This is a genomic window from Dechloromonas sp. HYN0024 (genome assembly GCF_003441615.1).
Taxonomy (GTDB): Bacteria; Pseudomonadota; Gammaproteobacteria; order Burkholderiales; family Rhodocyclaceae; genus Azonexus.
In genome coordinates this window covers 1,449,828-1,473,623 of record NZ_CP031842.1, presented here as the reverse complement: position 1 = coordinate 1,473,623, position 23,796 = coordinate 1,449,828, and the positions used below count along the sequence as shown (strand labels likewise).

Genomic DNA, 23,796 nt, shown 5'->3' with positions numbered 1-23,796 from the left:
AATCGATGACTGATTATTCTACGGACATTTCTGTCAGTGCGCGCTACTCCGAGCTTTCCGGACTACTTGCGACCATGACCAAGCATGCAGCCAGCCTCGGCGTTGCCGATGCAGACGCATTGCGCCTGCAACTGGTGGTTGAAGAATTGTTCATGAACACGATCAATCACGGCCATCAGGGCGAGACTGAGCACAAGGTCGGCATCGCCCTTTTTCTCAACGACAATGTCCTGACCCTGCGTTATGAAGACAATGCACCGCCTTTCGACACGTCAGCAATCCGCACGGGAAATGCCGCGCCCGACACCCTTGGCGGCTTGGGCCTGGGTTTGATCCACGGTATGGGAAAGTCCCTTTGCTACCGCCGGATCGATCAGTGCAACGTCACTGAAATTGCCTTTTAGGCGCCGTTGCGCAGCGCCAGCAAGGGTGGCGTGGCGATTAACTGACGAACCGCCAGCCAGCCGATGACGACCGCCAGAAAACCGCCGCCGACCATAGCCAGGGCCGGCAACCACAGCGCGAAAGACAAATCCAGCTGGAACACCTGCTGACCGACTATTTTGCCGAGCAGCATGGCTCCGAGGGCGGCCATCAGCCCGGCGGAACAGCCGATGATGCCCAGCTCGACCAGCATGGCCTGACGCAGTTGCGCCCGCTGCGCCCCGAGGGCCCGCATCACGGCGAGTTCGTGGCGGCGCTCGTCGAGGCTGGCCAACAGCGCGGAATACAGAACAATGCCGCCCGCCAGCAAGGCAAAGAGAAAGACAAACTGCACCGCACCGGCGACCTGACCGATGACCGAACGCAACTGGCCGAGGATGGCCCCGACATCGATCACCGTCAAACCAGGAAAACGCCGGACCAGTTCCCCTCCCGCCTCGGCTTGCCCAGCCGGCAGATGAAAACTGGTGATATAGCTGGCCGGTGCATCCTCGATAACGCCGGGGGGGGTCAGGACAAAGAAATTGACGCGCATCGAATCCCAGGAAAGTTTGCGCAGACTGCTCGTCCTTACCCGCTTTTCAACCCCGGCGATCATGAAAACCAGTTCATCACCCAATTGTATGCCCAGTGTCTTGGCCAAACCCTCCTCGACCGAAGCCAGCCCCTGCCCCGCATCTTCTGCCGCAAACCAGCGGCCGGAAGTGATCTGGTTGCCAACTGGCAAGGTGCTGCGCCAGGATAGATTGAACTCCCGCTCAATCAGGCGCTGAGCCCGTTCGTCATCGGGAAAACTGGCCGGACTGACCGCACGCCCACCGATGCTGATCAGCCGGGCACGGATCATGGGCAGCAGTTCAGCGTCGACACCGGCGGCGCGCAGCAAGGCGTCGATCGGCTGGCGTTGTTCAGGCTGGATATTGATGACGAACCGGTTGGGCGCATCGGCCGGTACTGACTTTTCCCAGGCATCAAGCAATTCAGCCCGTATCACCGTCAGGAGGAGCATGGCCATCAGGCCGATTGCCAGCGCCACAATCTGTACCGCACTGGACGAGGCATGACGCGTCAGGCCGGCCAACCCCTGACGCCAGCCGAACCCGACACCCCCGCGGAGACGGGCGACAATGGCGATGAGTAGTCGGGCAAGCAGCCAGAAACTGCCGAGGGCAACGACAAAGCCAACAACCGCCCAGGCACCCAGCCTGACATTGCCGGCAACACCGATGATCAATCCGGCGAGAAGGACGAGTCCAAGCCCATAAGCACCCAATGAGGCGGGTTTGGCAGTACCCAGTTCGCGGCGCAGCACACGCAGGGTAGGCACACTGGCTAGTTGCAGCAGAGGAGGAAAAGCAAAGCCGAACAGCAGCACGCCGGCAACCCCCATCCCCCCTACCAGCGGCCACCCGCCGGGTGCCGGCAAATCAAGGACAAGAAGGCCGGAAAGCCAGTGAATGAGGACAAAATGTCCACCATAGCCGACCGCACTACCGAAACTGGCGGCGCACAGGGCCAGCCACAGGAACATCCAGCCATGCAGGCGCAACAGGCCGCCCTGGGTCATCCCCAGGCAGCGCATCACGGCACATGCATCGAGATGGCGCTGCATGTAGCGGCGGGCGGCCAGCGCGGCGGCGACTGCAGCCAATACAACGGTGAGCACTGTCGCCAGGCCCAAAAACCGCTCGGCGCGATCCAGCGCCCCGCGGATTTCCGGACGCGCGTTGCGACTGTCCTCAAGCCTTTCACCGCGCGCCAGACGTTCCGCCAGCCAGGCTTGATAACCGGCAACCGCTGTCGCATCACCGGCAGCAAGTAGACTGTAGCGGATACGGGCCCCGGGCTGGATCAGTCCGCTTGCAGGAAGGTCATCGACATGCATCATCAGGCGCGGTGCCAGACTGAAGAAATTGATGCCACGGTCGGGTTCGCGGGTCAGGATGGCGGCAACCCGCAAGGCCCGCGCCCCGACCGTCACGTCACCGCCCGGCATGACCTGCAGAGCCGCTGCCAGTCGCTCATCGAGCCAGACCGTCCCGGGCGGCGGGCCACCATCGGCCGGAACGCCAGCCAAGCCGGCCTGCTGACTGGTTTCGACCCGACCGCGCAAGGGATACCCCGGGCTGACCGCCTTGATGTCGGCCAGTTGCGCCCCTCCCGGACTGACCACCATGCTCGGGAAAACGAGGGTTTGGGCGAGATCGAGGTGACGGCGGCGCGCCTCGGCAGAATAGCTGTCGGGCAAGGCGTGATCGGCGATCAGGATGAGATCGCCGCCCATCATTTGCCGAGCCTCGCGCTCCAGTGCCAGACGTACGCGATCGGCGAAAAAACCAACGGCGGTAACGGCAGCCACCGCTATGGCCAGGGCCGCAAAGAGCAGGCGAAGCTCGCCTGAGCGCAACTCGCGACCGAGCATGCGCCAGGCGGCCCCGGTGTTCACGATTGAATCGACCAGCGAGCGTGAAATTCCGTCGGAGCGACGGCCTTCCCGTGCAGATACCCCTGCAATTGCTGACAACCCAGGGCGGCCAGAAAATCTGATTGTTGGACGGTTTCCACCCCTTCGGCGACCACCTCGAATTCCAGGCTGCTAGCCAGAGCCATGACCGTCCGGATAATGGCTTCATCACCCTGGTTCTTGCCGATGCCATCGATAAAGGATTTGTCGATCTTGAGCTGCTGCACCGGTAGCATCTTCAGGTAGCTGAGTGACGAGTAGCCGGTTCCGAAGTCGTCAAGCGCCAGGCTGATGCCCAGGTCGCGTACCCGTTCCAGCAGCGAAAAAGCGTCACCAACGGCCATCACCACCGACTCGGTCAGCTCCAGCTTGAGACTGGCTGCATCTATTCCGGTTTCATCGAGGATGTCGCTCAGTACCTCGACAAATTCGGGCCGTTCGAGCTGCTTGACCGAAAGATTGACCGAGACCTGGGGCAGGTCAAAACCACTGGCCCGCCATTGCATGACCTGGCGACAGGTTTCACGCAGCACCCAGTTGCCGAGTCCGACGATCAGACCGGAATCCTCGGCCAGCGGAATGAAGCGCATCGGCATGACCAGGCCAAGCTCGGGACTGTTCCAGCGCACCAGCGCCTCGGCGCCGACCAGCTGGCCGGTCGATGTCTCGACCTGGGGCTGTAGATGCACCGATAGCTCGCCGTTATCAAGAGCTCGCCGCAGCAGGTTTTCCATGCGGATGCGCTCCTGCGCATCACGTGTCATTTCCGGCGTGTAAAAGTGGAAATAGCCACGTCCCATGGCCTTCGCGCGGTACATGGCGGTATCGGCATTACGCATCAGATCAAGCACGCTATCGCCATCACCAGGCGACAGGCTGATGCCCACCGAGGCACTGAGGAATAGTTCGTGGTCACCGAGAACGAAGGAATCCTCGAAAGCACCAATGATCTCGCGCGCCAGCATTTCTACCTCGTCCTTGTCGCGCACCCCTTCCATGAGGCAGATGAATTCGTCGCCACCAAGGCGGGCCAGCATGTCGATCAGGCTGACCCGGTCGGACAGCCGGGCAGCGACAGCCACCAGCAGTTCGTCACCAACGCCGTGACCGAGGGAGTCATTCACCTGCTTGAACTGATCGAGATCGATGAAGAGAACCGCAAGGCGGTCATCATCCGGGGCCAGTTCACGAAGATTCTGCTCGAGTCTTTCGATGAAGCTACGCCGGTTGGCCAGCCCAGTCAGGGGATCGTGATAAGCCAGGTAATTTAGCTTGTTCTGGGCCTGACGCCGCTCGGCAATTTCGGCCTCGAGCTGGGTATTGGTTCTTTTCAGTTCATCGGTCCGGGCCGCCACCTGAATTTCCAGCGTATCGCGGGCAGCAGCAATATGCCCCTCCTGGTCTTCGAGGATGCCCTGGGCACGCCTGACAACCAGAAACTGCAACAGGTAGAGACTGGCAAAGACCAGCGCCACCCCCCCGGTGACCAGCCACATATTGCGATGCAGATGGCTGACAAAGGGCGTGACGTTCTGGTACAGCTCGAAAACACCGGTAACCGACTGGTCCGTGCCACGGATCGGTATATAGGTTGCAAGGACATCGACCTTGGCCAGAACCCCCTCGAAACTATCGATGGCGTCCCGGTGCGTCAATTCGCTGGTGATGCCGCCACTGATCGCAGCGCGAAATCCCGGGTTGTCCAGACGGCTCTCGCCGATTTGCCCGGGATCAGTGGAAAACACCGTACTGCCCAGGCGGTTGTAGAGCTTGACCCGGATCACCGCCGTATCGCGCATCAATTCAAGGACATCACCATGAAGACGGCGAGATTCCTCGGATTGCCTGAGGAAATCGGCATCGCGCCCCACCGAATCGTCCATCACCGCATCGAGCGAATGGCGCAGGGAATTCTGAAAGACCTGTGCCATCGCAATATTTCGCCCCTCGGCGAGTTCCTGAAGCTGTTGCATGGACAACTTCTGGTAGAGCGGACCAAGAACGCCTGCGGCAAGCACGACAAGGATGAAGCTGACCGTCGAGAAGTAGCGGGAAAGGTTAAACATATAGGCCGAAAGTTATATACCGGTAGCTTATTCGATCTCGCGAATCCGCGCCACCGCCTCCTCGACGCGCTTGACGGCAATCACCTCCATGCCGGGAATGGCCTGCTTGGGGCGATTCGCTTCGGGAATCAGCGCCCGGGTAAAACCCAGCTTGGCCGCCTCCTTCAATCGCTCCTGGCCGCGTGGTGCCGGGCGGATTTCCCCGGCCAGACCAATCTCACCAAACACTATAAGTTTCGACGGTAATGGTTTATTTTTAAGGGAAGATGTTATTGAAAGTAACACCGCGAGATCGGCTGCCGGTTCGGTAATCTTGACCCCGCCGACGGCATTGACGAAGACATCCTGATCAAAGCACACAATACCGGCATGGCGATGCAGGACAGCCAGCAGCATGGCCAGTCGTTGCGGATCGAGGCCGACCGTCAGACGTCGCGGATTGCCATGCGAGGTATCGACCAGCGCCTGTATTTCAACGAGAAGCGGCCGCGTTCCTTCCTGCGTCACCATCACACAGGAGCCGGCCACATCCTGCCCGTGCTGCGACAGGAAAAGCGCCGACGGATTGTTGACGCCTTTCAGGCCCTTGTCGGTCATGGCAAAGACACCGAGTTCATTGACCGCCCCAAAACGGTTCTTGACGGCCCGTACCAGACGGAAACTCGAATGCGTGTCACCCTCGAAATACAGCACGGTGTCGACGATGTGCTCGAGAACGCGGGGGCCAGCCAAAGCCCCCTCTTTCGTGACATGGCCGACAAGAATCACCGTGATACCGGCCTGCTTGGCCAGACGGGTCAGTTGCGCCGCGCATTCACGCACCTGCGCCACCGAACCCGGAGCGCTGGAAAGCTGGTCGGACCATAGCGTCTGGATCGAATCGATGACCGCTACCGTCGGTCTTTCGGCCTGCAGGGTGGCGAGGATGCGCTCCAGATTGATTTCGGCCATCAGTTGCAGACGCCGGGTATCAAGGCCAAGTCGCCGGGCGCGCAGGGCCACCTGCTCACCGGATTCTTCGCCGCTGACGTAAAGCACCTTGTTGGCGACCGAGAGGTGGGCCAGTGCCTGCAACAACAAGGTGCTCTTGCCGATGCCCGGATCACCACCGATCAGCACGACCGCACCATTGACCAGCCCGCCGCCGAGCGCCCGGTCGAATTCACCGATGCCGGAGGCGATGCGCTCGACTTCACGCGCCTCGATTTCCGAAAGATTCTGCAATTTGGCGGTCGGCGCCAGGGATTCGAAGCGGCTGTTGGTCGGTGCCTTGTCGGCCACCGTTTCGACCAGTGTGTTCCAGTCGTTACAGCCGGGGCACTGGCCCTGCCATTTAGGGCTGGTGGCGCCGCATTCGGTGCAACTGTAGATGGTTTTTATTTTGGCCATTATTTGCCGTCAACAATCACTGGCACACGCGGTGCGACAGCGCAGAACAGTTCGTAGGCGATAGTCCCTGCTGCTGCCGCCACATCGTCGGCCGGAACGCTGCCGGCAATACCGTTGCCCCACAGTGTGACCGGCGCACCGATACCGGCGGCCGGAATATGGCTGAGATCGCAGGCCAGCATGTCCATCGACACGCGGCCGACCGTTTTCGTCGGCTGCCCCATGACGGCAATCGGCGTGCCACTTGGCGCGTGACGCGGATAGCCGTCGGCATAGCCGCAGGCGACAATGCCGAGTCGCATTGGCTGCTCGGCGGTGAAGGTGCCGCCATAACCGACACGGTCACCAACTGCCAATTCCTGCACGCCAATAATCGCACTTTCCAGGGTCATGACCGGCCGCAGACCGAGTGATTCGGCGCTGATACCGGCAAACGGGCTGGCACCATATAGCATGATGCCCGGCCGCACCCAGTCGCCATGGGTGGAGGGATGACGCAGGAGAGCGGCTGAATTAGCCAGACTGACCGGACCACGCCAGTCACCAGCCAGCCCGTTAAAGCGTTCAAGTTGCTCACTGACACCACGCTCACCATCCGCTTCGGCAAAATGGGTCATCAGGGTGACATCAACCTGTGGCACTTCGCGCAGAATCTGCCAGGCTCTGGCCAGCGTCGTAGCCGTAAACCCTAGGCGGTTCATCCCCGTATTCAACTTCAGGTAGATCGACAGCGGTGCAACGACGGCAGCGCTGCCCAGCAGTAATTCGAGTTGCTCCTGGCAATGCACGACGCAGGTCAGCCGATGTTCGACGACCGCCCGCGCATCGCGGGCACTGAAGACGCCTTCGAGAAGCAGGATGGGCTGGGTGATGCCGGCCTCACGCAGGGCCACGGCATTTTCGCATTCGAGCAGGGCAAAACCATCCGCCTCGCCGCGCAGTGCTTCCACGGCCCGCCACTGACCGTGGCCGTAGGCATTGGCCTTGACCACCGCCCAGGCTTTGCTTTGCGGCGCGCTTTCCCTGGCCAGCCGGTAGTTGTGCAGGATCGCCGCCGGGGCGATGCGCGCCCGAATGGGACGGGAGGTTTTCATGACGCCATTTCTTTCAGTTTCTGTCGGGCAAATTCTATAAAGGTAGCCGTTAACCTGGACTGGAAGCGACTTTCCTGGAAAATCAGATAAAGGCTGCGCCTCAGGCACGGATTAAGCGGGATGGCGACCAGCTCGCCGAGCTGGGTTTCCTTGTCGACGACCGCCTTCGATACGATGGCAAAACCCAGTCCGGTCGACACCACGCCTTTCAATGCCTCGGGGCTGCCGAGTTCCATCTGCATCTTCAGGCTGTCGGGTGATACCTTGTGCTTGAGGAAGTAGGCATCCGTCATTTCCCGCGTTCCCGAACCTGGTTCCCGCGAAATGAACTCATAGTCGGCCAGGGCTTTCGGCGTTACCGACTTCATGCCGGCCAGCGGATAGTCGGGGGCGCAGATGACCTGCAACTCGTCCTCGCAGCAAATCTGGCTGGTCAGGCCGGCCAGTTTGGCCGGAACCTCAATCAGGCCGACATCAAGCGTATGTTCGGCGACCCGCCCCTCGATGCTTTCCGAGTTGGCGACAATCAATCGCGCCCGCACCTGGGGATAGGCCGCATTGAATTCACCCAGTACCCGCGGCAACATGAATTCGGCAATGGTCGTGCTGGCACCGACCAGCAGGGGGCCACGCATTTCCCCGGTCATCTCTGATAGACGGGTCTCCATCTCATCGGACAGAGCGAGGATTTTTTCAGCAAAGGAGAGCACCAGATCGCCGGCCGGCGTCAGCGAAATGCCGCCGTGCCGCCGCTCGAACAGGCGCGTGCCATACTGTTCTTCCAGTTGCTTGATCTGGAAGGTAACGGCCGGCTGCGTCATGAACAAGGCGTCGGCCGCCCGCGTAAAGCTCAGATGTTTGGCGACGGCATGAAAGACCTGCAAGCGCCGGTCAGCCATGATTTCTCTCCTAAAGGGTTGCGGGCGATATTCAATCACATTCCGCGCTCCTTCCGGCGGGCTTTTCGGATTTTGGCAAAAATTCCGGACGGCAAGGCCGCCAGCGAAAATCACCTGCATTTTCGACGCCTTGGCTGTCATCAAGACTTAACCGGCGCCCCCTAGGCTCAATTGATTTGCTCAGGGCGCGCGCAACCATGCATAACCGCGACAACCACGCAAGGCTTGCGCCGAATTCTCAGCGTGGTATAAACCTCGCCCAAAGTCATATAAGAGACAACTATTTCGTGCCGTTCGGCTTCTACATCATCATGGCCGCGCAATTCTTCTCCGCGCTGGCCGACAACGCCCTTCTGATCGCCGCCATCGCCGCCTTGCGCGAGATGCATGCACCGTCGGAATACGAACCGCTGCTCAAGACTTTTTTCACCGTTTCCTATGTCGTATTGGCCGCCTTTGTCGGCGCCTTCGCCGACTCGATGCCCAAGGGCCGGGTCATGCTGATCAGCAACGGCATCAAAATTATCGGCTGCAGCATGATGTTTTTCGGTGCCCACCCCCTCGCCGCCTATGCCGTTGTCGGTCTCGGTGCTGCCGCCTATTCGCCGGCCAAATACGGCATCCTGACCGAATACCTGCCACATCGTCTGCTGGTCGTCGCCAACGGCTGGATCGAAGGCCTGACCGTCGGTGCCATCATTCTTGGCGTCGTCATCGGCGGTACGCTGATTCGCCCGGATGTCGCCGAGCATCTGCTCGCCTTCGATTTTCCCATCATCGAAACCGGGGTCGATACCGTCGGCGAAATGGCGCTCTCCGTGGTTGCCGTCCTCTACATTCTCGCTGCCGTCTTCAACCTGTACATTCCCGATACCGGCGTCGACCACAAGGCGCTCAAGAAAAACCCGATCTACCTGATCCACGAATTCAATCACTGCCTGACGCTGCTCTGGCGTGACCGCCTCGGCCAGATCTCGCTGGCCGTCACCACCCTGTTCTGGGGAGCCGGCGCAACGCTTCAGTTCATCGTCATCAAATGGTCGGAGACGGCGCTCGGCCTCGGCCTCTCAAAGGCCTCCATGCTTCAGGGGGTGGTCGCCGTCGGCGTCGCCATCGGGGCCATCGCCGCCGCCAAGTTCATCACCTTGCGCAAGTCGATCCGGGTCATCCCGCTCGGTATCGCCATGGGCCTCATCGTGCTGATCATGAATTTCGTCCACGACATCTGGCTGGCCGTGCCGCTGCTCATTCTCATCGGCGGCCTGTCGGGCTTTTTCGTCGTACCGATGAACGCTCTGCTCCAGCACCGTGGCCACATCCTGATGGGTGCCGGACATTCGATCGCGGTCCAGAACTTCAACGAAAATATCTCGATCCTGATCATGACCGGCCTGTATTACCTGATGGTCAAGATGGATCTGTCGATCTACTGGGTGGTTTCACTGTTCGGCCTGTTCGTCAGCGGCCTGATGTACATGATCCGCCAACGCCATATCGCCAACCAGGCCGAGCAGGACGATGTCCAGCATCTGGACGATTCAGCCCACCACTAAAGCCGTCTAAAACGGCAACTCAGGTGCCATTTGCTCGCGCAACAGACGACGGGCAAAAAGGAGGTCCTCCCAGGCCTTGGCCTTGTCCGGCAGATTGCGCAGCAGGTAGGCCGGGTGATAGGTCACCACCACCGGAATCCCCGCCACCTCGTAGCGTTTGCCGCGCAGGGCAGCCAGCGCCTTGTCATCGTGCAGGAGGGCATGCACCGCTACCTTGCCAAGCAGAACAATGATCTTTGGCTTGAGCAGGGCGATCTGCCGCTCCAGATAGGGCGCACAGGCGGCCAGCTCAACCGCTTCCGGCGTCCGGTTGGCGGGGGGGCGGCATTTGACGGCATTGGCGATATACACCCGCTGGCCGCGGACGATATCAAGCGAGGCCAGCATGTTGTCGAGCAGTTTGCCGGCCTGACCGACGAATGGCTCGCCCTTGGCATCCTCCTCGGCACCCGGCCCTTCGCCGATGAACAGCCAGTCCGGATTGAGATCACCAACACCCAGCACCGCCTGCTTGCGCTGCTCGCACAGCGGACAGGCGCGGCAATCGGTAACCTGCCGCGCCAGTTCCGGCCAATCCAGCGTATCGACCGCCGTCATCGGATGCAGGGCGAAGTCGGCCGGCGGACTGGCAGCCGGCGCAACGACGGCGACGGCCGCGGCAGTCTCCGCTTCGGCCGGCACCACCTGACTCACCGCTGCAGCCGGTTCAACCGGCGCTTCATCGCGCAACACCCAGATCGGCGTTATGCCCATCTCGACCAACATCTGTTCGCGGCTCAGGCTCATGCCAATTCCTTGTCAAACACCAGCGCGTCCTCGCGCCCGATTACCGCCGGATAGTAGCCTTTGCGCAGCCCGATCTGGCGGAATCCGAAGTGGCGATACAAATCGACCGCCCGCTCGTTGGAGGGCCGGACTTCGAGAAACAAGGTTTTGGCGCCACCCAGCCGGGCGTATTCCATGGCGTGGCGAAGCATGCGCGCCCCATAGCCCTGCCCCTGATAACGCTTGCAGATTCCGATGGTAAGCAGATGCGCTTCGTCGATCACCGGCATGACCACCGAAAAGCCGATCAGATCACCGCCCAACCGGAGCACCCAGACGCTATAGCCAGCCACCAGTGAGTCGGCAAAATTGCCGCGCGTCCACGGAAAGATCTGCAGTGTCGCTTCGAGGGCGGCCACCGCGTCGAGGTCGCGCTCGTTCATCGGAAAGAACTCGGCCGGGAGACTCAGGACGCTCACGCCCGGCCGCCTTCGCTGAGTCGTTCGGCCACGGTCTTGGCCACTTTGTCGCGAATATAGAGCGGGACAGCCAGGGCGGCGTCGATCCCTTCACCACGGGCAGCGCGCGGTGCGGCCAAGCGGGCTACGACTGCGGCGGTAGGGGCAATATCGGCGCGAACGTCGATGCCGTCCGCTTCCAGACGGGCCGCCAGGGCCGGATAAGCCGCGATGGCATTGCCACAGGCGAGCCAGCCAGGTTCGCTCGGCAACGGCACCGCATCGGGCGGCGAAACGCGAATATCGCCGCGCAGGATATAGCCGCTGTCGCCACGTTGATAGCTACCGGAATATACCTCGCCCATGCGCGCATCGAGCAGTGCCAGAACACGCTCGCCAGCCGCCTGCGCCACCATCGTTTCAAGACTGGTCACCGGAATCAGCGGCAAATTGGCGGCAACCGCCAGTCCCTGCGCTGCCCCACAGGCAACGCGCAAGCCGGTAAAGGCCCCTGGCCCGACACCAAAAGCGACGGCGTCCAGCTGACTGACTTTCAAGCCAGCCTCAGCCAATAGTTCACGGACCAAAGGCAAGAGCGTTTCGGAATGCGACTTGCCCGGCGGGCAGATGCGTTCGGACACGACTCCGTCGCGCCAGAGCGCGCAGGAGCCGAGTTCGGTCGAGGTTTCGAGTGCGAGGATCAGCATGGGCCAGCATTTTACCGGAGGCGTGGCCCGACCGGGACTTAAGCTGAAAACGCCCAGCCACGAACAATGCAGCCGGACCAGGCGGATTCAGTCTCGACGCCAGCCCCGACCACCGCCCCGCCCTTCGCGTGGCTCGCCCCAGCCCCGTTGCTGACGCTGATCCTGCCAGCCACGCTGCTCACGCATGTCGTCACGCAAGCGACGGCGATCTTCCGGCGGCACGTCACGCCAGCGCGGCGCACCTTCGTCACGGCGAATTTCACGGTCCTGCTGCCAGTGTTCGCGCATCTGCTGCCGCATCTGCCGCCGCTCGTCCGGCGGCAGGTCGCGCCACGATGCCTGCGCCCAGACGCCACCAGCCGAGCCTAGCAGGCTGAGCAGCAAGAGCGAAAGGACAAGACGATGTTTCATGGCAGTGGCACAAAGAAAGTTCCGATGGGGATATTGTCCAACGACCGGGGTCCAGGCCACAGGCCCAAATGTAAGAATATGTTTCCCGGCAAGTCCCTGACAATCCTTGTTACCATTCAAATCGTTCAATTCACTGTCCGCCCTTATCCTTGCCAGCATGAACGAACAACACCAACACATCCTCGTCGTCGATGACGACGCCCGCCTGCGTGACCTGCTGACGCGTTACCTCGGTGAACAGGGCTTTGCCGTAAAAGCGGCTGCCGATGGCCAGCAGATGGACAAGCTGCGCGCCCGCGAACATTACCACCTGATCGTTCTCGATCTCATGATGCCGGGCGAGGACGGCCTGACCATCTGCCGCCGCCTGCGCGGCCAGGGTGACCGGACGCCGATCATCATGCTGACCGCCAAGGGCGATGAAATCGACCGCATCGTCGGCCTCGAGATGGGTGCCGACGACTATCTGCCCAAGCCCTTCAATCCGCGCGAACTGCTCGCCCGCATCCATGCCGTACTCCGCCGCCAGGGCAGCAAGCCACCCGGCGCACCGGCGGACGACCAGGAAAAGATCACCTTCGGCAACATCGAAGTCGACCTCGCCGCCAGAACGCTGACCCGTGGCAACGAATTGCAGTCGCTGACCACCGGCGAATTTGCCGTACTCAAGGTACTGCTCCATCACCCTCGCCAGCCCCTGTCGCGCGACAAGCTGATGACCCTGGCCCGCGGACGTGAACAGGGGCCATTCGACCGCGCCATTGACGTTCAGGTATCGCGCCTGCGCAAGCTGATCGAGATCGACCCGGCGCAGCCCCGCTACCTGCAGACCGTCTGGGGCTTCGGTTACGTCTTCGTGCCGGATGGCGCCGCCAAGGAATAGGCCGTGCCCCCGATCACCCACAGAACAGTGGCGTCGCCCCGGAGCACGAGCTGATGCCGCGCACCCTGCTGGCCCGTACCTTTCTGCTCCTCGCCCTGCTCGTCCTGCTGACCACGGCAGCCTGGCTGAGCCTCTTCCGCTACATTGACGCCGAACCACGGGCGCGTGAAACAGCCCAACTGGCGGCATCCGCGGTCAACCTTATTCGCGCCTCGCTGTTTGCCGCCGCACCAGAAAAGCGTCTGGGTCTGTTTGCCGAATTCTCGACCCGGGAAGGTATCCGTCTATTGCCCGCCGAACCGGAAGACAAGCTCGAAGCAATGCCCGATTCACGTTTTTTTCGGCTATTGCAGCGCGAACTGACGGCACGACTGGGTGATCACACAAGGATCGCCGCCAGCGTCGATGAGGTTTCCGGCTTCTGGGTCAGCTTCCGCCTCGATGAGGCGGACGACGAGGAATACTGGCTGGTCTTGCCCCGCGAGCGGGCCGCCCGCGACTTCGCCAGCCATTGGCTGCTCTGGGGCCTGCTTGCCGTCAGCCTCGCCATGGCGGTGGCCTGGCTGATCGCCTCACGCATCAGTCGCCCCCTCAAAGCCATGGCGCACTCGGCCGAAACCGTAGGGCGTGGCCTGAAACCAGAGCCACTGCCGGAAGACGGGGCCGAAGAACTGAGTCGACTGGCCGCTGCCTTCAACACCATGGCGGCCGATCTCGAACGCCATGAAAACGATCGCTCGGAAGTGCTAGCCGGCATCTCGCATGACCTGCGCACGCCACTCACCCGGCTCCGCCTTGAGGCCGAAATGAGCGTCGCAGACAGTGCCCGTCAGGCCGTCATTGCCGACATTGAACAGATGGAGGCGGTGATTTCGCAATTCATGGATTACGCCCGCACCGAATCCGGCGAAGCGCCGGTCCTCACCGATCTGGCTGACGTTCTGTCCGGGATTGCCGAACGGCAGCGATACGTTGGACACCCCCTGAGCACCGCCATCGAACCACTACCGGAAACGCTGCTCCGGGCGAAAGCAGTCAGCCGCGCCGTTACCAACCTGATCGACAACGCCGTCAAATACGGCGGTGGCGAAATCACTCTGGCGGCCTCTGCGGTCAATGGTGAAATATGGATCGAAGTCCGTGATCATGGGCCGGGCGTCCCCCCCGAAGACATTGAACGCCTGAAACGACCGTTCACCCGACTCGAAAGCGCCCGTACCAATGCAACGGGAACCGGACTTGGGCTTGCTATCGTCGAGCGCATCGCCCGGTTGCACGACGGGCGACTTGAACTACTGCCCAATGCCGGTGGTGGGCTGCTCGTTCGGCTAACCTTACCGATTCGACACTGAGGGTTAGTAGACAGAGAGGTTCCGAGCGGCGGTATATAGAGCCAACCCGCCGTACCAATGGCGCGGAGCGGATCATGACCAGAACGGGATTTGCCACAATCTTCGTGATACCGAGTACCTTTAGCGCAAGATTTACCCACTCAACACCCGGATACGCGCTAATTTCTCAAGGCCAGTGTCCCAGTAAATAGTTCGTTTACCGACGTTACAAGGTCTGAGAGCTCTCGATTCAAGCATCGTCTTACCAGGATGCAGCGTTTCACTCGCAATTCGCATTAAATGCAAAATTAACCAAATTTGATATCAGTGGATATTTATTGTATTTTTGCGCATGAATACGGCATCGCCGAGGAGAGGCAATGAAGCAGAAAATACTCATCATTGAAGATCATGAAGGAGTCGCGACTGCCATTGAACATCAACTGCAGCAAATCGGTAGTTTTCACGTCGACCAGTCAAGAAATGTCGTTCAGGCGCTGAAACGCTTCAGCGCAGCCCACAAGCATCCTTATGATGCCGTGCTCTGCGATTACAACCTTGGCGAAAGCACCAACGGTCAGCAGCTTCTTGAATACCTGCGAGCCGAAAAGCGCATTCCTCGCCGCACGGGATTTATCATGATTACGGCCGAGGCATCTTATAGCAGCGTCGCCAGTGCCGTGGAGCTTGCGCCAGATGCCTATCTCCTCAAGCCGTTTACTCAAGCAGGGCTGGCACAGCGCCTCGAATTTGTCCTGGAAAAGCGCAAGGCGCTGAAAACGGTGTACGGGGCTCTCGATTTGGCATCCCCTGATCTGGCAGCTGCCATTGATGGTTGCAATGCGCTGGTGGTTGCCGCCGACCGCTTTGCGCTCGAAGCCCTAAAGATCAAGGCAGACTGCCTGATTCGCCAGGAACAATGGGGGGAAGCTGCAAACGTCTACGACAAGATAATTGCCTGGCGCCCTACCCCTTGGGCCGAGGTTGGGCGAGCCCGTATTTTGCGGCTAATGGGCTACCCGGAACTGGCTGAAGAAAAGCTGAAATCAACCCTCAGCAATTTTCCCCAGTTTGTCGCCGCGTACGACGAAATGGCCTCGCTGGAATCGGATCGGGGCGAAACCGTCCGGGCACAGGAAATTCTCGAACAGGCGCACGCCATTGTTCCATCTAACCGCCGTACTCGTGCCCTCGGTCTGATGGCACTGGAAAACGGCGACCATGAAAAGGCCAGCCGCTTCCTGAAAATTGTCACCCAGCGGGATCGCCATGGCCTGCTGCGAAGTACTGAAGATTTCTTCGGTTTAGCGAATGCCTTGCGTCAGATGGACCGTCACGATCAGGCGATGGAAGTCCTGAACAGCATTACTGAGCACTTCCCCGAAAGTCGCCCACTGATGGTGCGAAAAATTGCGGCCGAAGCAATCACCCTGGTTGCCGCGAATCGCTCTTTCGATGCCAAAAAGCGGGTACGCGATGCACTTGAACTCCTTAGCGAACAAATGGCCCCGCAAGCCCAGCTTGAACTGGCTGAAGCCTGCCATCGATGCGGCGAAGTCGAGCGTGGCAACGAAATTTTCATCCATGTCGCTGAGAACTGGCAGGAAAATGCAGCAGTTGTCGCACAAGCCAAGGCGGTGATGGGGCGTACTGCTGCCGGCGCCGAAGCCGCCGCGATCATTGACGAATCACTGCGCGAACTTATCAAGATAAATAACGAAGCGGCCCGGCACATGAAGGCCGGCCATTTTGATGATGTAGTAAATAACATGCAGAGGATTGCCAAACGTCTGCTAAATCACGCCACCATTCAAGCCAACTACGTCCAGGCCCTCCTGCGATGGGTAGAGCACAATGCGCCGCAAAATTTGATGAGCCTGCCGCAGCACAGCAGACCACGGCAATATCTGGAACTCGCCCGTGATCACTTGCAACAACTGGCCAAGATTAAACCTGATCATCCCCGCCTGCCGCCCTTGCAGCGCCTGTTGGTCAAACTCACTGGGGAAACGGACATGCTGAAGCCTGCGGTTGACGATCACGGCTCGCTCGACGACGCCTGCACCATGGAGATTGGCGAATGATCGACGTACGAATTGCCAGTCTCATTCACAACGCCCGCAATCGCTTGATGCCCGTCATCGACAGGCTGCGCCGCGAGGGTAATCCCGATGCCGCTGCAGAAATCGACCATATCGGCGCCTTGCTCGGCTTGGCCATGACGCTGTTTCGACAAGGGCGGGAAAGCATCGAGGTTTTTCCAGGAGAGGTCCATCTCGAAGAGTTTTTCAAGGAACTCAGCTCTGAAATCCAGAAGTTCGCGCCCCTTGGGATCAGTACCGAATTGCACTCGGACCTGTCATGCATGCCTTACCCGGTATGGCAGATGGACTACCAGCTGATACAACTGGTTTTGCTTGATGCGCTGATGAATGCTTGGCGCCATGCTCGACATAAGGTCAGCATCAAGATGCAACTCGTTGATGGATACCTTTGTTTCGAGATTCGCGACGATGGTGCAGGCTTCCCAGCGGAATGGCTCGATGAAAACTGTACGTTCGAGAAAAAGTCGGTCGGTACTGGCGTAGGCTTGACGATCGCCCGCCAGGTTGCCGCGCAACATCTCTGCAAGGGACGCCATGGACGTATCGACCTTGAAAACTGTGCTGGGGCGGTATTCAGGCTATTGCTGCCCTAACGACCATGGTGATTGGCATCACGGCTCTCCGCAGCTGCGCTCAAGCCAGAACATCATCATGATGACGAACCGTTACCGTTTGACGACCGTGGTCGCGCCGAGAAACTCCTGCGAACCCCGGGGGGCACCAAGGCAGTCAAATTCGATAGCCAGGGGATACGCGTCAAGTCGTCAGCGATTCCCATCCGGCACTTTCCCCAGTTCCGCCTTTCTCCGCAGCGCCGGGAAAGTTTCCCTCTCGAACCAGCGCCTGAAGCGCAAGACGTGGTGATGCAGGTTTTGCCCCTTGTCAGCCAGCCAGTCGAGCAGGGCCGTGTCAGCGAACCACCATTCCTTCTGGGCGCATTGATAGACATCGCCTGGATAGCGGAGGGCAAGACGGCGGATTATCTTGCGCTGTTCGTCTTTCGGAATGCGAAGGACATTCAGCACATCGACCATGGCCACTTCGCAGAAAGCCCCGTTCCAGCGCACACGGACCTGGAGATCGTCATAGGCGTGATAGATGCCGTCAGTGCCGGCATATGCTCGTTTTCTGAACCACCGAAAGGACTTCCCAGCCCAGTGCTGGACCAGCCAATACGCCAGCAAGCTACCAAACACAGGAGATGTCCAGACCGTCGCCAATACCAGGCCGAGGTACGAGGCCAGAGCAACGTACCCGCACGCCAGAAGGATCAGGGCGAGTAGAAGATAACGCCGGTTTCGCTGGCGAATCTCCTCATCGAGATCCATGACGGCTTTTCTCTTGCTCACCCGACGGACCAAAGAAGACGTTAGGGTTCAGGGACATTGGGTTTGATCAGGTTTGGCCTTCACTCAACCCGTTCGACCAGAACCACCGCCTGGGCCTCGATCGCTTCTTCCCGACCGAGATAGCCAAGCCGCTCGTTGGTCTTGCCCTTGATATTGACGCAATCGGCCGCGATACCGAGATCAGCCGCGACATTGGATACCATCGCGGCAGCATGTGGAGCCAGCTTCGGTTGCTGAGCGATGATGGTGGCATCCACATTGACCGGACACCAGCCACGCTCGGCGAGCAGGGCGACGGCAGCACGGAGGAGGACGCGGCTGTCGGCCCCCTTATAGCGCGGGTCGGTATCGGGAAAATGGCGGCCGATGTCGCCCAGAGCAACCGCACCAAGCAGCGCATCGGTAATCGCATGCAGCAAGGCGTCGGCATCGGAATGGCCGAGCAAACCCGTGGGGTGGGGAATTTCAACGCCGCCGAGGATCAGTTTGCGCCCCTCGACCAACTTGTGCACATCGTAGCCCTGCCCGACGCGGAAATTCATTTGCGTGCCCTCAGTATCATTGCCGCCAGGGCCAGATCGGCCGGATAGGTAACCTTCAGATTGGTCGAATCGGCGCGCACCAGTTTCGGCTTGAGACCCATCGCCTCGATGGCACCGGCTTCGTCGGTGACAGCCATTTCGGTTTTGAACGCCTGATCAAGCAGGGCGTAGCGAAACATCTGCGGTGTCTGGGCCTGCCAGAGGCCATCGCGAGGCTCGGTCACGGCAACGCGCTGTTCGCCATCCGCCCGCTTGAGGGTATCGGCAACCGGCACGGCGAGAATGCCGCCGATCGGGTCGTCGGCCAGTTCGGCAAACAGCGCATCGAGCATGGCGGCGGACAGACAGGGCCGTGCCGCGTCGTGCACCAGAATCCAGTCGTCGTCAGCCGCCACCATCGCTGCTCCGCGCAGCCCGTTGCGCACACTCTCGGCCCGTGTCGCCCCGCCGCAGCGAACCGTTTCGAGTTTGGGGCCGAGGTCGCTCCAGTCGTAACGCGGCCACCACGGATCATCCGGGGCCAGCACAACCCACACCCGTTCGATGTCCGGGCAAGCCGTCAAAGCCTTCAAAGTATGGTAAATCAGTGGGCGACCGAGGAGATCGAGATACTGTTTGGGCTTCTCGCTACCAAAGCGGGAACCGCTGCCGGCAGCGGGAACGATTGCGTAATGGCGTGGCATGGCTTAATTTTACTGAATAACCATCGGAAATGAGGAATCGCATGAGCTTCGTCGTTCCTGAACTGGCTGCGCCGGTCGAGGCTTTTGGCACGGCGCTGGGTATCGGCCTGCTCATCGGCATGGAACGCGAACGGCGTCCCGACGCCTCGGCCGGCCTGCGCACCTTCGCTCTGGTTGCCATGCTCGGTTGCCTGTTTGCCCTGCTCGGCGAAAAAACCGGCGGACCCTGGTTGCTGGTGGCTGGCCTGCTGGTCATCTCGGGCAGCATGGTCGCATCGAATTTCTCGGCGCAGCAAGAAGAGCAATATCGCGGTTTCACCTCGGAAGCTGCCATCATCATTACTTACGGTCTCGGCGCCGCTGTCTGGTTTGGCTATTCGACCCTGTCCGTCATGCTCGCCATCACCGCCACCGTACTCCTCTATTTCAAGGCAGAACTACGCCAGTTCAGCGAACGAACGACACCCAAGGATATCAACTCGATCCTGCAATTCGCCGTGCTCTCGCTGGTCATCCTGCCCATTCTGCCAAGCGAGGACTTCGGGCCGTACAACGCCATCAATCCACGCCAGGTCTGGTACATGGTCGTTCTGATCTCCGGACTGGCGCTGGCCGGCTATCTCGCCCTGCGCATCGTCGGCGCCCGCCACGGGGCTGCACTGCTCGGCATCTTCGGGGGGCTGGCCTCGTCGACCGCAACGACCATGATGTTTTCCCGCCACGCGCGCGACCATGCCGACCTCATCCACATGTCGGCCATCGTCATCCTGATTGCCAACATCATGGTGATGATCCGTATCGGCATCGTCGCCAGCCTCGTCGCCCCCGGACTGGCCACGCCCATTGCCATTGTCTTCGCCTGCGGCATCGTACCGGGCGTGGCGATGTCCTTGTATGGCTGGAAGGTGCTTAGTGCGGCCGGTCCGCTGCCCATGCCGGAGGTCAAGAATCCGACCGAATTGCGCACCGCCATTTCCTTCGGTCTGCTCTACGCCATCGTCCTGCTGGCCTCCGCCTGGCTGCAGGACATCGCCGGCAGCAGCGGTGTTTTCATCGTCGCTCTGGTCTCCGGCCTGACCGATGCGGACGCCAGCGTGCTATCCAGTTTGCGCATGTTCAACCTGCAGAAACTGCCGGGTGGCGATGCGGTCATCGCCGTCACGCTGGCCCTGATGGCCAATCTGATTTTCAAAATTGGCCTGGTGCTCAGTATTGGCGGCAGCAAACTGGCCCGTCACGCCCTGCCCGGGCTGCTCGCCATCGGTGGCGGCATGGCCGCCGGATTATTCTTTATATGAGGCGGCAACCGTGATCAACACCCGTCCTCCCGCCGTCGCCGGCACCTTCTACCCGACTGATCCGGCCACCCTGGCCGCCACGGTCGATCAGCTGCTGGCCGGCGCCGGGGCGACTTCGGCCATCCAGCCCAAGGCGCTGATCGTGCCGCATGCCGGCTATGTCTATTCCGGCTCGACCGCTGCCATGGCCTACGCCACCCTGGCCCCGTGTGCAACAAGCATCCGCCGCGTCATCCTGCTCGGCCCGACGCACCGGGTTGCCGTCGATGGCATCGCGCTGCCCGAAGGCGACGCCTTTGCCACGCCGCTCGGCACTATCCGGCTTGACGCCGAGGCCATCGCAGGAATTGCCGATCTGCCGCAGATTGTCTTCAGTGACCGCGTGCATGCCCTGGAGCACTCTCTGGAGGTGCACCTGCCCTTCCTGCAGCGCGTGCTGCCATCATTCACGCTGGTTCCCCTGGCCGTTGGCAATGCGTCACCGGAAGCCGTTGCCGAGGTGCTCGACCGCTTATGGGATGGCCCGGAAACCCTGATCGTGGTCAGTTCCGACCTGTCGCACTTCCTGCCCTATGCGACGGCCCAGCAGGTTGATCGGAATACCTGCGCGCATATCCTCCAATTCGACACCACGATCAATCCGCAGCAAGCCTGCGGTGCCTACCCGGTCAACGGCCTGCTGTTGGCGGCCCGCCAGCGCGGACTGGCGGCAAGGCTGCTCGGCTCTTGCAATTCCGGCGACACGGCAGGCGACAGGAACCGCGTCGTCGGTTATGCCTCTTTCTCCTTCACGGCAGCCAGCCACCATGACTGATCCGGGTCCCACGCTACTGGTGCTGGCCCGCAACGCCATCGCCGCACAATTAGGTGACACCAGCCAGACCACGGTCGACGACCCGGCATTGCAGAAAATGGGCGCAACTTTCGTCACCCTGACCCAGCACGGCAACCTGCGCGGCTGCATCGGCAGCCTTGAGGCCTGGCGGCCACTGGCCGAGGATGTGGTGCAAAACGCCCGTGCCGCAGCCTTTCGCGACCCCCGCTTCAAGCCGCTGACAGCCGGGGAACTGCCGATCACCCGCGTTGAAGTCTCTTTGCTGGCGCCACCCGAAGCGATGTCATTCACGAGCGAGGCCTACGCCCTCGCCCAATTGCGTCCGAATATCGACGGCGTGATCTTCACCGCCGGCCAGCGTCGTTCGACCTTCCTGCCTCAAGTCTGGGAGCAGTTACCCGACCCTGCAACCTTCATGGCCCACCTCAAACAGAAGGCCGGACTGCCCGCCAATTACTGGGGGCCAGATGTCCGCCTTGAACGCTACGCTGTCAGAAAATGGCGAGAAACTGCGCCATGAGCCACGGCCAACCCAACTTTCCCGGGCGCTGGTGGCATCCACTGCCCGACGGCCGCATTCAGTGCGATCTCTGCCCGCGCGACTGCCAGCTGCACGAGGGCCAGCGCGGCGCCTGCTTCGTCCGGCAGATGGTGGACGGCTCGATGCAACTGACAACCTATGGCCGCTCATCCGGTTTCTGCATCGACCCCATCGAGAAAAAGCCGCTCAATCATTTCTATCCGGGCAGCAGCATCCTGTCCTTCGGCACCGCCGGCTGCAACCTCGCCTGCAAGTTCTGCCAGAACTGGGACATCTCGAAATCAAAGGACATGGACCGCCTGATGGACAGTGCCAGCCCTTCGACGATTGCGGCAGCGGCCCGGCGTTACGGCACTGACGCGGTTGCCTACACCTACAACGACCCGGTCATCTTTGCCGAATACGCCATCGACACGGCGTTAGCCTGCCGCGAGCAGGGAATTCGCAATGTAGCGGTGACTGCCGGCTACATCCACCCCCAGCCAGCCCGCGAGTTCTTCGCCGTCATGGATGCGGCCAACGTAGACCTCAAGGCTTTCACGGAAAATTTCTACCACAAACTCTGTCTCGGCCATTTACAACCGGTCCTCGACACACTGGCCATCATTCATCACGACACCGACTGCTGGCTGGAGATCACCACCCTGCTCATCCCCGGCCACAACGACAGCGCTCAGGAAATCAACGAACTGGCGACCTGGATTGCCCGTGAACTCGGCCCCGACGTGCCGCTGCACTTCTCGGCCTTCCATCCCGACTGGAAAATGGGTGACCTCCCGCCCACACCGCCCGCCACCCTGACCCAGGCCCGACGGATCGCCCTTGATGCCGGCCTGCATCACGTATTTACCGGCAACGTCCACGACCCTGAAGGGGGCACCACCTTTTGCCCGAACTGCAAAGCCGCACTGATCGTCCGCGACTGGTACGATATTCGCCGCTACGACCTGACCCCCGACGGCCATTGCCCACACTGCCAGACCACCATCGCCGGCCGCTTCGGCAAGGTGCTTGGGCATGCCGGTAGAGCCTTCGGCCCCAAACGCATTCCCGTCCGTCTCTCCGCATGAACCGCTACATCACCCAGCAAACTCCCCACGGCTCGCTACACGGCCAGCTTGAACTACCCGAGGAACCACGCGGCCTGATCCTCATCGCCCGCGCCCATCACGCGGCCCAGGATGCCGCCATTTCATCGTGCTTCGTCGAATTCGGCTTTGCCCCCTTCACCATGGAACTGCTGACTGCCCAGGAGATGCAATTCGCCGATGCAACCCAGAACGTACCTCGCCTCACCCAGCGCCTGATCGACCTCCTCGACATGATCCGCCTCGACGGCGACATGGAAAAATTGCCACTGACCATTTTCACCACCGGCGATGTCGCCCCGGCCGCCATTCGGTCAGCTGCCCAGCGCGATACGCAAGTCAAGGCCGTAGCCTGTCATGGCGGTCTGATCGACCGCGCCGGGGGGCAGGCGCTCGACCTCCTGATGGCCCCCCTGCTCATGCTGTTCAACACTGACGATCAGGCCGCAAAGGCCGCCTATCAACGTGCCACCTCGCACCTGGCCTGCCTTCACGAGATGCAGACCATCAATATCGGTGAAGATCCTGCCACGCCGGCCGCCGTATGGTTTTTGCGGCATCTTCCCGGTTAAGCAGGTTTTGGCCAGTACGCCCATTCGGGTGTGGTCTATTGTGGGTATCGCGACTAGACTGATCATGTAGCCAAACATTCAGGAGACTCCGATGTCCATCTTCGATGCTCCCCTCGCCCGTTGCGAGGATTTTCATACCCTCGTCCTGACCGACGAAACCCAGGCCGAATGCGCTCACGAACATGACTGTCCGCCTGGCCACAAGTGTCCGCTCGACACCTACTTCACCAAAGACAGCGGCATCAGCGAAGAGGCCAGCGCGGTAGCGCTGAACGCCAGCCATCAGGCAAAGCTGCCGCATTAGGTTCAGCAAGCCGTT

The 23,796-nt window shown here is 60.8% G+C and carries 25 protein-coding genes; 13 read left to right on the top strand and 12 right to left on the bottom strand.

Annotated features, from left to right (window positions below):
- The first annotated feature begins 5 nt into the window (after positions 1-5).
- Positions 6-404, top strand: coding sequence for an ATP-binding protein (locus HYN24_RS06955; RefSeq protein WP_117608571.1), 399 nt, complete (start codon positions 6-8; stop codon positions 402-404).
- On the opposite strand, the gene HYN24_RS06950 is transcribed toward HYN24_RS06955, so the two are convergent.
- The 5 genes from HYN24_RS06950 to HYN24_RS06930 are packed head-to-tail and all read right to left on the bottom strand — an operon-like array spanning position 401 to position 8,356.
- Positions 401-2,890, bottom strand: a complete 2,490-nt coding sequence (locus HYN24_RS06950; RefSeq protein WP_240327753.1) for an ABC transporter permease — start codon at positions 2,888-2,890, stop codon at positions 401-403. The two genes, HYN24_RS06955 and HYN24_RS06950, sit on opposite strands and share 4 nt — an antisense overlap.
- On the bottom strand, positions 2,887-4,974 hold the full coding sequence (locus HYN24_RS06945) for a bifunctional diguanylate cyclase/phosphodiesterase (RefSeq protein ID WP_117608570.1): 2,088 nt from the start codon (positions 4,972-4,974) through the stop codon (positions 2,887-2,889). Before HYN24_RS06945 ends, HYN24_RS06950 begins: the two co-directional genes overlap by 4 nt.
- Positions 4,975-5,001: 27 nt before the next feature.
- The gene (radA, locus tag HYN24_RS06940; protein ID WP_117608569.1) at positions 5,002-6,363 is read right to left on the bottom strand and encodes a DNA repair protein RadA; all 1,362 of its coding nucleotides are present in this window, start codon (positions 6,361-6,363) and stop codon (positions 5,002-5,004) included.
- Positions 6,363-7,457 (bottom strand): alanine racemase, encoded by a 1,095-nt coding sequence (gene alr / locus HYN24_RS06935; RefSeq protein WP_117608568.1) that lies wholly within the window; start codon positions 7,455-7,457, stop codon positions 6,363-6,365. Before alr ends, radA begins: the two co-directional genes overlap by 1 nt.
- The gene (locus HYN24_RS06930) at positions 7,454-8,356 is read right to left on the bottom strand and encodes a LysR family transcriptional regulator (RefSeq protein ID WP_117610239.1); all 903 of its coding nucleotides are present in this window, start codon (positions 8,354-8,356) and stop codon (positions 7,454-7,456) included. Before HYN24_RS06930 ends, alr begins: the two co-directional genes overlap by 4 nt.
- Between HYN24_RS06930 and HYN24_RS15810 the strand changes: the two genes are divergently transcribed.
- Positions 8,327-8,521 (top strand): hypothetical protein, encoded by a 195-nt coding sequence (locus HYN24_RS15810; protein ID WP_162888630.1) that lies wholly within the window; start codon positions 8,327-8,329, stop codon positions 8,519-8,521. The genes HYN24_RS06930 and HYN24_RS15810 overlap by 30 nt on opposite strands.
- 122 nt (positions 8,522-8,643) lie before the next feature.
- Positions 8,644-9,909 carry a lysophospholipid transporter LplT gene (lplT, locus tag HYN24_RS06925; RefSeq protein ID WP_117608567.1) on the top strand — a complete coding sequence of 422 codons (1,266 nt, stop codon included), beginning with the start codon at positions 8,644-8,646 and terminating at the stop codon, positions 9,907-9,909.
- Between the two features lie 6 nt (positions 9,910-9,915).
- Here the strand turns inward: lplT and HYN24_RS06920 are convergent, their stop codons facing one another.
- From HYN24_RS06920 to HYN24_RS06905, 4 genes are all read right to left on the bottom strand, one after another.
- Entirely contained in the window at positions 9,916-10,695 is a 780-nt protein-coding gene (locus HYN24_RS06920; protein WP_117608566.1) for a uracil-DNA glycosylase family protein, read from the bottom strand.
- The gene (gene rimI / locus HYN24_RS06915; RefSeq protein ID WP_240327752.1) at positions 10,692-11,153 is read right to left on the bottom strand and encodes a ribosomal protein S18-alanine N-acetyltransferase; all 462 of its coding nucleotides are present in this window, start codon (positions 11,151-11,153) and stop codon (positions 10,692-10,694) included. Before rimI ends, HYN24_RS06920 begins: the two co-directional genes overlap by 4 nt.
- Positions 11,150-11,839 (bottom strand): tRNA (adenosine(37)-N6)-threonylcarbamoyltransferase complex dimerization subunit type 1 TsaB, encoded by a 690-nt coding sequence (gene tsaB / locus HYN24_RS06910; protein ID WP_117608564.1) that lies wholly within the window; start codon positions 11,837-11,839, stop codon positions 11,150-11,152. Before tsaB ends, rimI begins: the two co-directional genes overlap by 4 nt.
- Before the next feature lie 87 nt (positions 11,840-11,926).
- Positions 11,927-12,250, bottom strand: coding sequence for a hypothetical protein (locus HYN24_RS06905; protein WP_117608563.1), 324 nt, complete (start codon positions 12,248-12,250; stop codon positions 11,927-11,929).
- Between the two features lie 157 nt (positions 12,251-12,407).
- Between HYN24_RS06905 and ompR the strand changes: the two genes are divergently transcribed.
- The 4 genes from ompR to HYN24_RS06885 all read left to right on the top strand — a co-directional run bounded on the left by ompR (position 12,408) and on the right by HYN24_RS06885 (position 17,162).
- Positions 12,408-13,133 (top strand): two-component system response regulator OmpR, encoded by a 726-nt coding sequence (gene ompR / locus HYN24_RS06900; protein WP_117608562.1) that lies wholly within the window; start codon positions 12,408-12,410, stop codon positions 13,131-13,133.
- A 53-nt stretch (positions 13,134-13,186) separates the two neighbouring features.
- Positions 13,187-14,485 carry an ATP-binding protein gene (locus HYN24_RS06895; RefSeq protein ID WP_117608561.1) on the top strand — a complete coding sequence of 433 codons (1,299 nt, stop codon included), beginning with the start codon at positions 13,187-13,189 and terminating at the stop codon, positions 14,483-14,485.
- Positions 14,486-14,844: 359 nt separating this feature from the next.
- The gene (locus HYN24_RS06890; protein ID WP_117608560.1) at positions 14,845-16,548 is read left to right on the top strand and encodes a response regulator; all 1,704 of its coding nucleotides are present in this window, start codon (positions 14,845-14,847) and stop codon (positions 16,546-16,548) included.
- Complete coding sequence (locus HYN24_RS06885; RefSeq protein WP_117608559.1) at positions 16,545-17,162, top strand: sensor histidine kinase KdpD; 618 nt, start codon at positions 16,545-16,547, stop codon at positions 17,160-17,162. Before HYN24_RS06890 ends, HYN24_RS06885 begins: the two co-directional genes overlap by 4 nt.
- A gap of 171 nt (positions 17,163-17,333) precedes the next feature.
- Here HYN24_RS06885 and HYN24_RS06880 read toward each other — a convergent pair whose 3' ends face one another.
- The 3 genes from HYN24_RS06880 to ispD are packed head-to-tail and all read right to left on the bottom strand — an operon-like array spanning position 17,334 to position 19,143.
- On the bottom strand, positions 17,334-17,918 hold the full coding sequence (locus HYN24_RS06880) for a hypothetical protein (protein WP_162888629.1): 585 nt from the start codon (positions 17,916-17,918) through the stop codon (positions 17,334-17,336).
- A gap of 59 nt (positions 17,919-17,977) precedes the next feature.
- Positions 17,978-18,460 (bottom strand): 2-C-methyl-D-erythritol 2,4-cyclodiphosphate synthase, encoded by a 483-nt coding sequence (gene ispF, locus HYN24_RS06875; protein WP_117608557.1) that lies wholly within the window; start codon positions 18,458-18,460, stop codon positions 17,978-17,980.
- The gene (ispD, locus tag HYN24_RS06870; RefSeq protein WP_117608556.1) at positions 18,457-19,143 is read right to left on the bottom strand and encodes a 2-C-methyl-D-erythritol 4-phosphate cytidylyltransferase; all 687 of its coding nucleotides are present in this window, start codon (positions 19,141-19,143) and stop codon (positions 18,457-18,459) included. Before ispD ends, ispF begins: the two co-directional genes overlap by 4 nt.
- A gap of 41 nt (positions 19,144-19,184) precedes the next feature.
- On the opposite strand from ispD, the gene HYN24_RS06865 reads away from it, so the two are divergent.
- The 6 genes from HYN24_RS06865 to HYN24_RS06840 all read left to right on the top strand — a co-directional run bounded on the left by HYN24_RS06865 (position 19,185) and on the right by HYN24_RS06840 (position 23,781).
- Positions 19,185-20,441 carry an MgtC/SapB family protein gene (locus HYN24_RS06865; protein ID WP_117608555.1) on the top strand — a complete coding sequence of 419 codons (1,257 nt, stop codon included), beginning with the start codon at positions 19,185-19,187 and terminating at the stop codon, positions 20,439-20,441.
- A 10-nt stretch (positions 20,442-20,451) separates the two neighbouring features.
- The gene (gene amrB, locus HYN24_RS06860; RefSeq protein ID WP_117608554.1) at positions 20,452-21,255 is read left to right on the top strand and encodes an AmmeMemoRadiSam system protein B; all 804 of its coding nucleotides are present in this window, start codon (positions 20,452-20,454) and stop codon (positions 21,253-21,255) included.
- Positions 21,248-21,796: an AmmeMemoRadiSam system protein A gene (amrA, locus tag HYN24_RS06855; RefSeq protein WP_117608553.1), complete on the top strand. Its 549-nt coding sequence runs from the start codon at positions 21,248-21,250 to the stop codon at positions 21,794-21,796. The genes amrB and amrA overlap by 8 nt, the downstream gene beginning before the upstream one ends.
- Complete coding sequence (gene amrS / locus HYN24_RS06850) at positions 21,793-22,887, top strand: AmmeMemoRadiSam system radical SAM enzyme (protein WP_117608552.1); 1,095 nt, start codon at positions 21,793-21,795, stop codon at positions 22,885-22,887. The genes amrA and amrS overlap by 4 nt, the downstream gene beginning before the upstream one ends.
- Complete coding sequence (locus HYN24_RS06845; protein WP_117608551.1) at positions 22,884-23,477, top strand: hypothetical protein; 594 nt, start codon at positions 22,884-22,886, stop codon at positions 23,475-23,477. Before amrS ends, HYN24_RS06845 begins: the two co-directional genes overlap by 4 nt.
- 91 nt (positions 23,478-23,568) lie before the next feature.
- On the top strand, positions 23,569-23,781 hold the full coding sequence (locus tag HYN24_RS06840; protein WP_117608550.1) for a hypothetical protein: 213 nt from the start codon (positions 23,569-23,571) through the stop codon (positions 23,779-23,781).
- The last annotated feature ends 15 nt before the right edge of the window (positions 23,782-23,796 follow it).

Bases quoted from the DNA above. Each gene is read 5' to 3' on its own strand.
- HYN24_RS06865 (WP_117608555.1), top strand. From the start codon at position 19,185: ATGAGCTTCGTCGTTCCTGAACTGGCTGCGCCGGTCGAGGCTTTTGGC.
- radA (WP_117608569.1), bottom strand. From the start codon at position 6,363: ATGGCCAAAATAAAAACCATCTACAGTTGCACCGAATGCGGCGCCACC.
- ompR (WP_117608562.1), top strand. From the start codon at position 12,408: ATGAACGAACAACACCAACACATCCTCGTCGTCGATGACGACGCCCGC.
- HYN24_RS15810 (WP_162888630.1), top strand. From the start codon at position 8,327: ATGAAAGACCTGCAAGCGCCGGTCAGCCATGATTTCTCTCCTAAAGGG.
- amrA (WP_117608553.1), top strand. From the start codon at position 21,248: ATGACTGATCCGGGTCCCACGCTACTGGTGCTGGCCCGCAACGCCATC.
- HYN24_RS06955 (WP_117608571.1), top strand. From the start codon at position 6: ATGACTGATTATTCTACGGACATTTCTGTCAGTGCGCGCTACTCCGAG.
- ispD (WP_117608556.1), bottom strand. From the start codon at position 19,143: ATGCCACGCCATTACGCAATCGTTCCCGCTGCCGGCAGCGGTTCCCGC.
- HYN24_RS06920 (WP_117608566.1), bottom strand. From the start codon at position 10,695: ATGAGCCTGAGCCGCGAACAGATGTTGGTCGAGATGGGCATAACGCCG.
- alr (WP_117608568.1), bottom strand. From the start codon at position 7,457: ATGAAAACCTCCCGTCCCATTCGGGCGCGCATCGCCCCGGCGGCGATC.
- HYN24_RS06930 (WP_117610239.1), bottom strand. From the start codon at position 8,356: ATGGCTGACCGGCGCTTGCAGGTCTTTCATGCCGTCGCCAAACATCTG.
- tsaB (WP_117608564.1), bottom strand. From the start codon at position 11,839: ATGCTGATCCTCGCACTCGAAACCTCGACCGAACTCGGCTCCTGCGCG.
- HYN24_RS06945 (WP_117608570.1), bottom strand. From the start codon at position 4,974: ATGTTTAACCTTTCCCGCTACTTCTCGACGGTCAGCTTCATCCTTGTC.
- HYN24_RS06845 (WP_117608551.1), top strand. From the start codon at position 22,884: ATGAACCGCTACATCACCCAGCAAACTCCCCACGGCTCGCTACACGGC.
- HYN24_RS06840 (WP_117608550.1), top strand. From the start codon at position 23,569: ATGTCCATCTTCGATGCTCCCCTCGCCCGTTGCGAGGATTTTCATACC.
- HYN24_RS06905 (WP_117608563.1), bottom strand. From the start codon at position 12,250: ATGAAACATCGTCTTGTCCTTTCGCTCTTGCTGCTCAGCCTGCTAGGC.
- amrS (WP_117608552.1), top strand. From the start codon at position 21,793: ATGAGCCACGGCCAACCCAACTTTCCCGGGCGCTGGTGGCATCCACTG.
- HYN24_RS06885 (WP_117608559.1), top strand. From the start codon at position 16,545: ATGATCGACGTACGAATTGCCAGTCTCATTCACAACGCCCGCAATCGC.
- HYN24_RS06890 (WP_117608560.1), top strand. From the start codon at position 14,845: ATGAAGCAGAAAATACTCATCATTGAAGATCATGAAGGAGTCGCGACT.
- HYN24_RS06895 (WP_117608561.1), top strand. From the start codon at position 13,187: ATGCCGCGCACCCTGCTGGCCCGTACCTTTCTGCTCCTCGCCCTGCTC.
- ispF (WP_117608557.1), bottom strand. From the start codon at position 18,460: ATGAATTTCCGCGTCGGGCAGGGCTACGATGTGCACAAGTTGGTCGAG.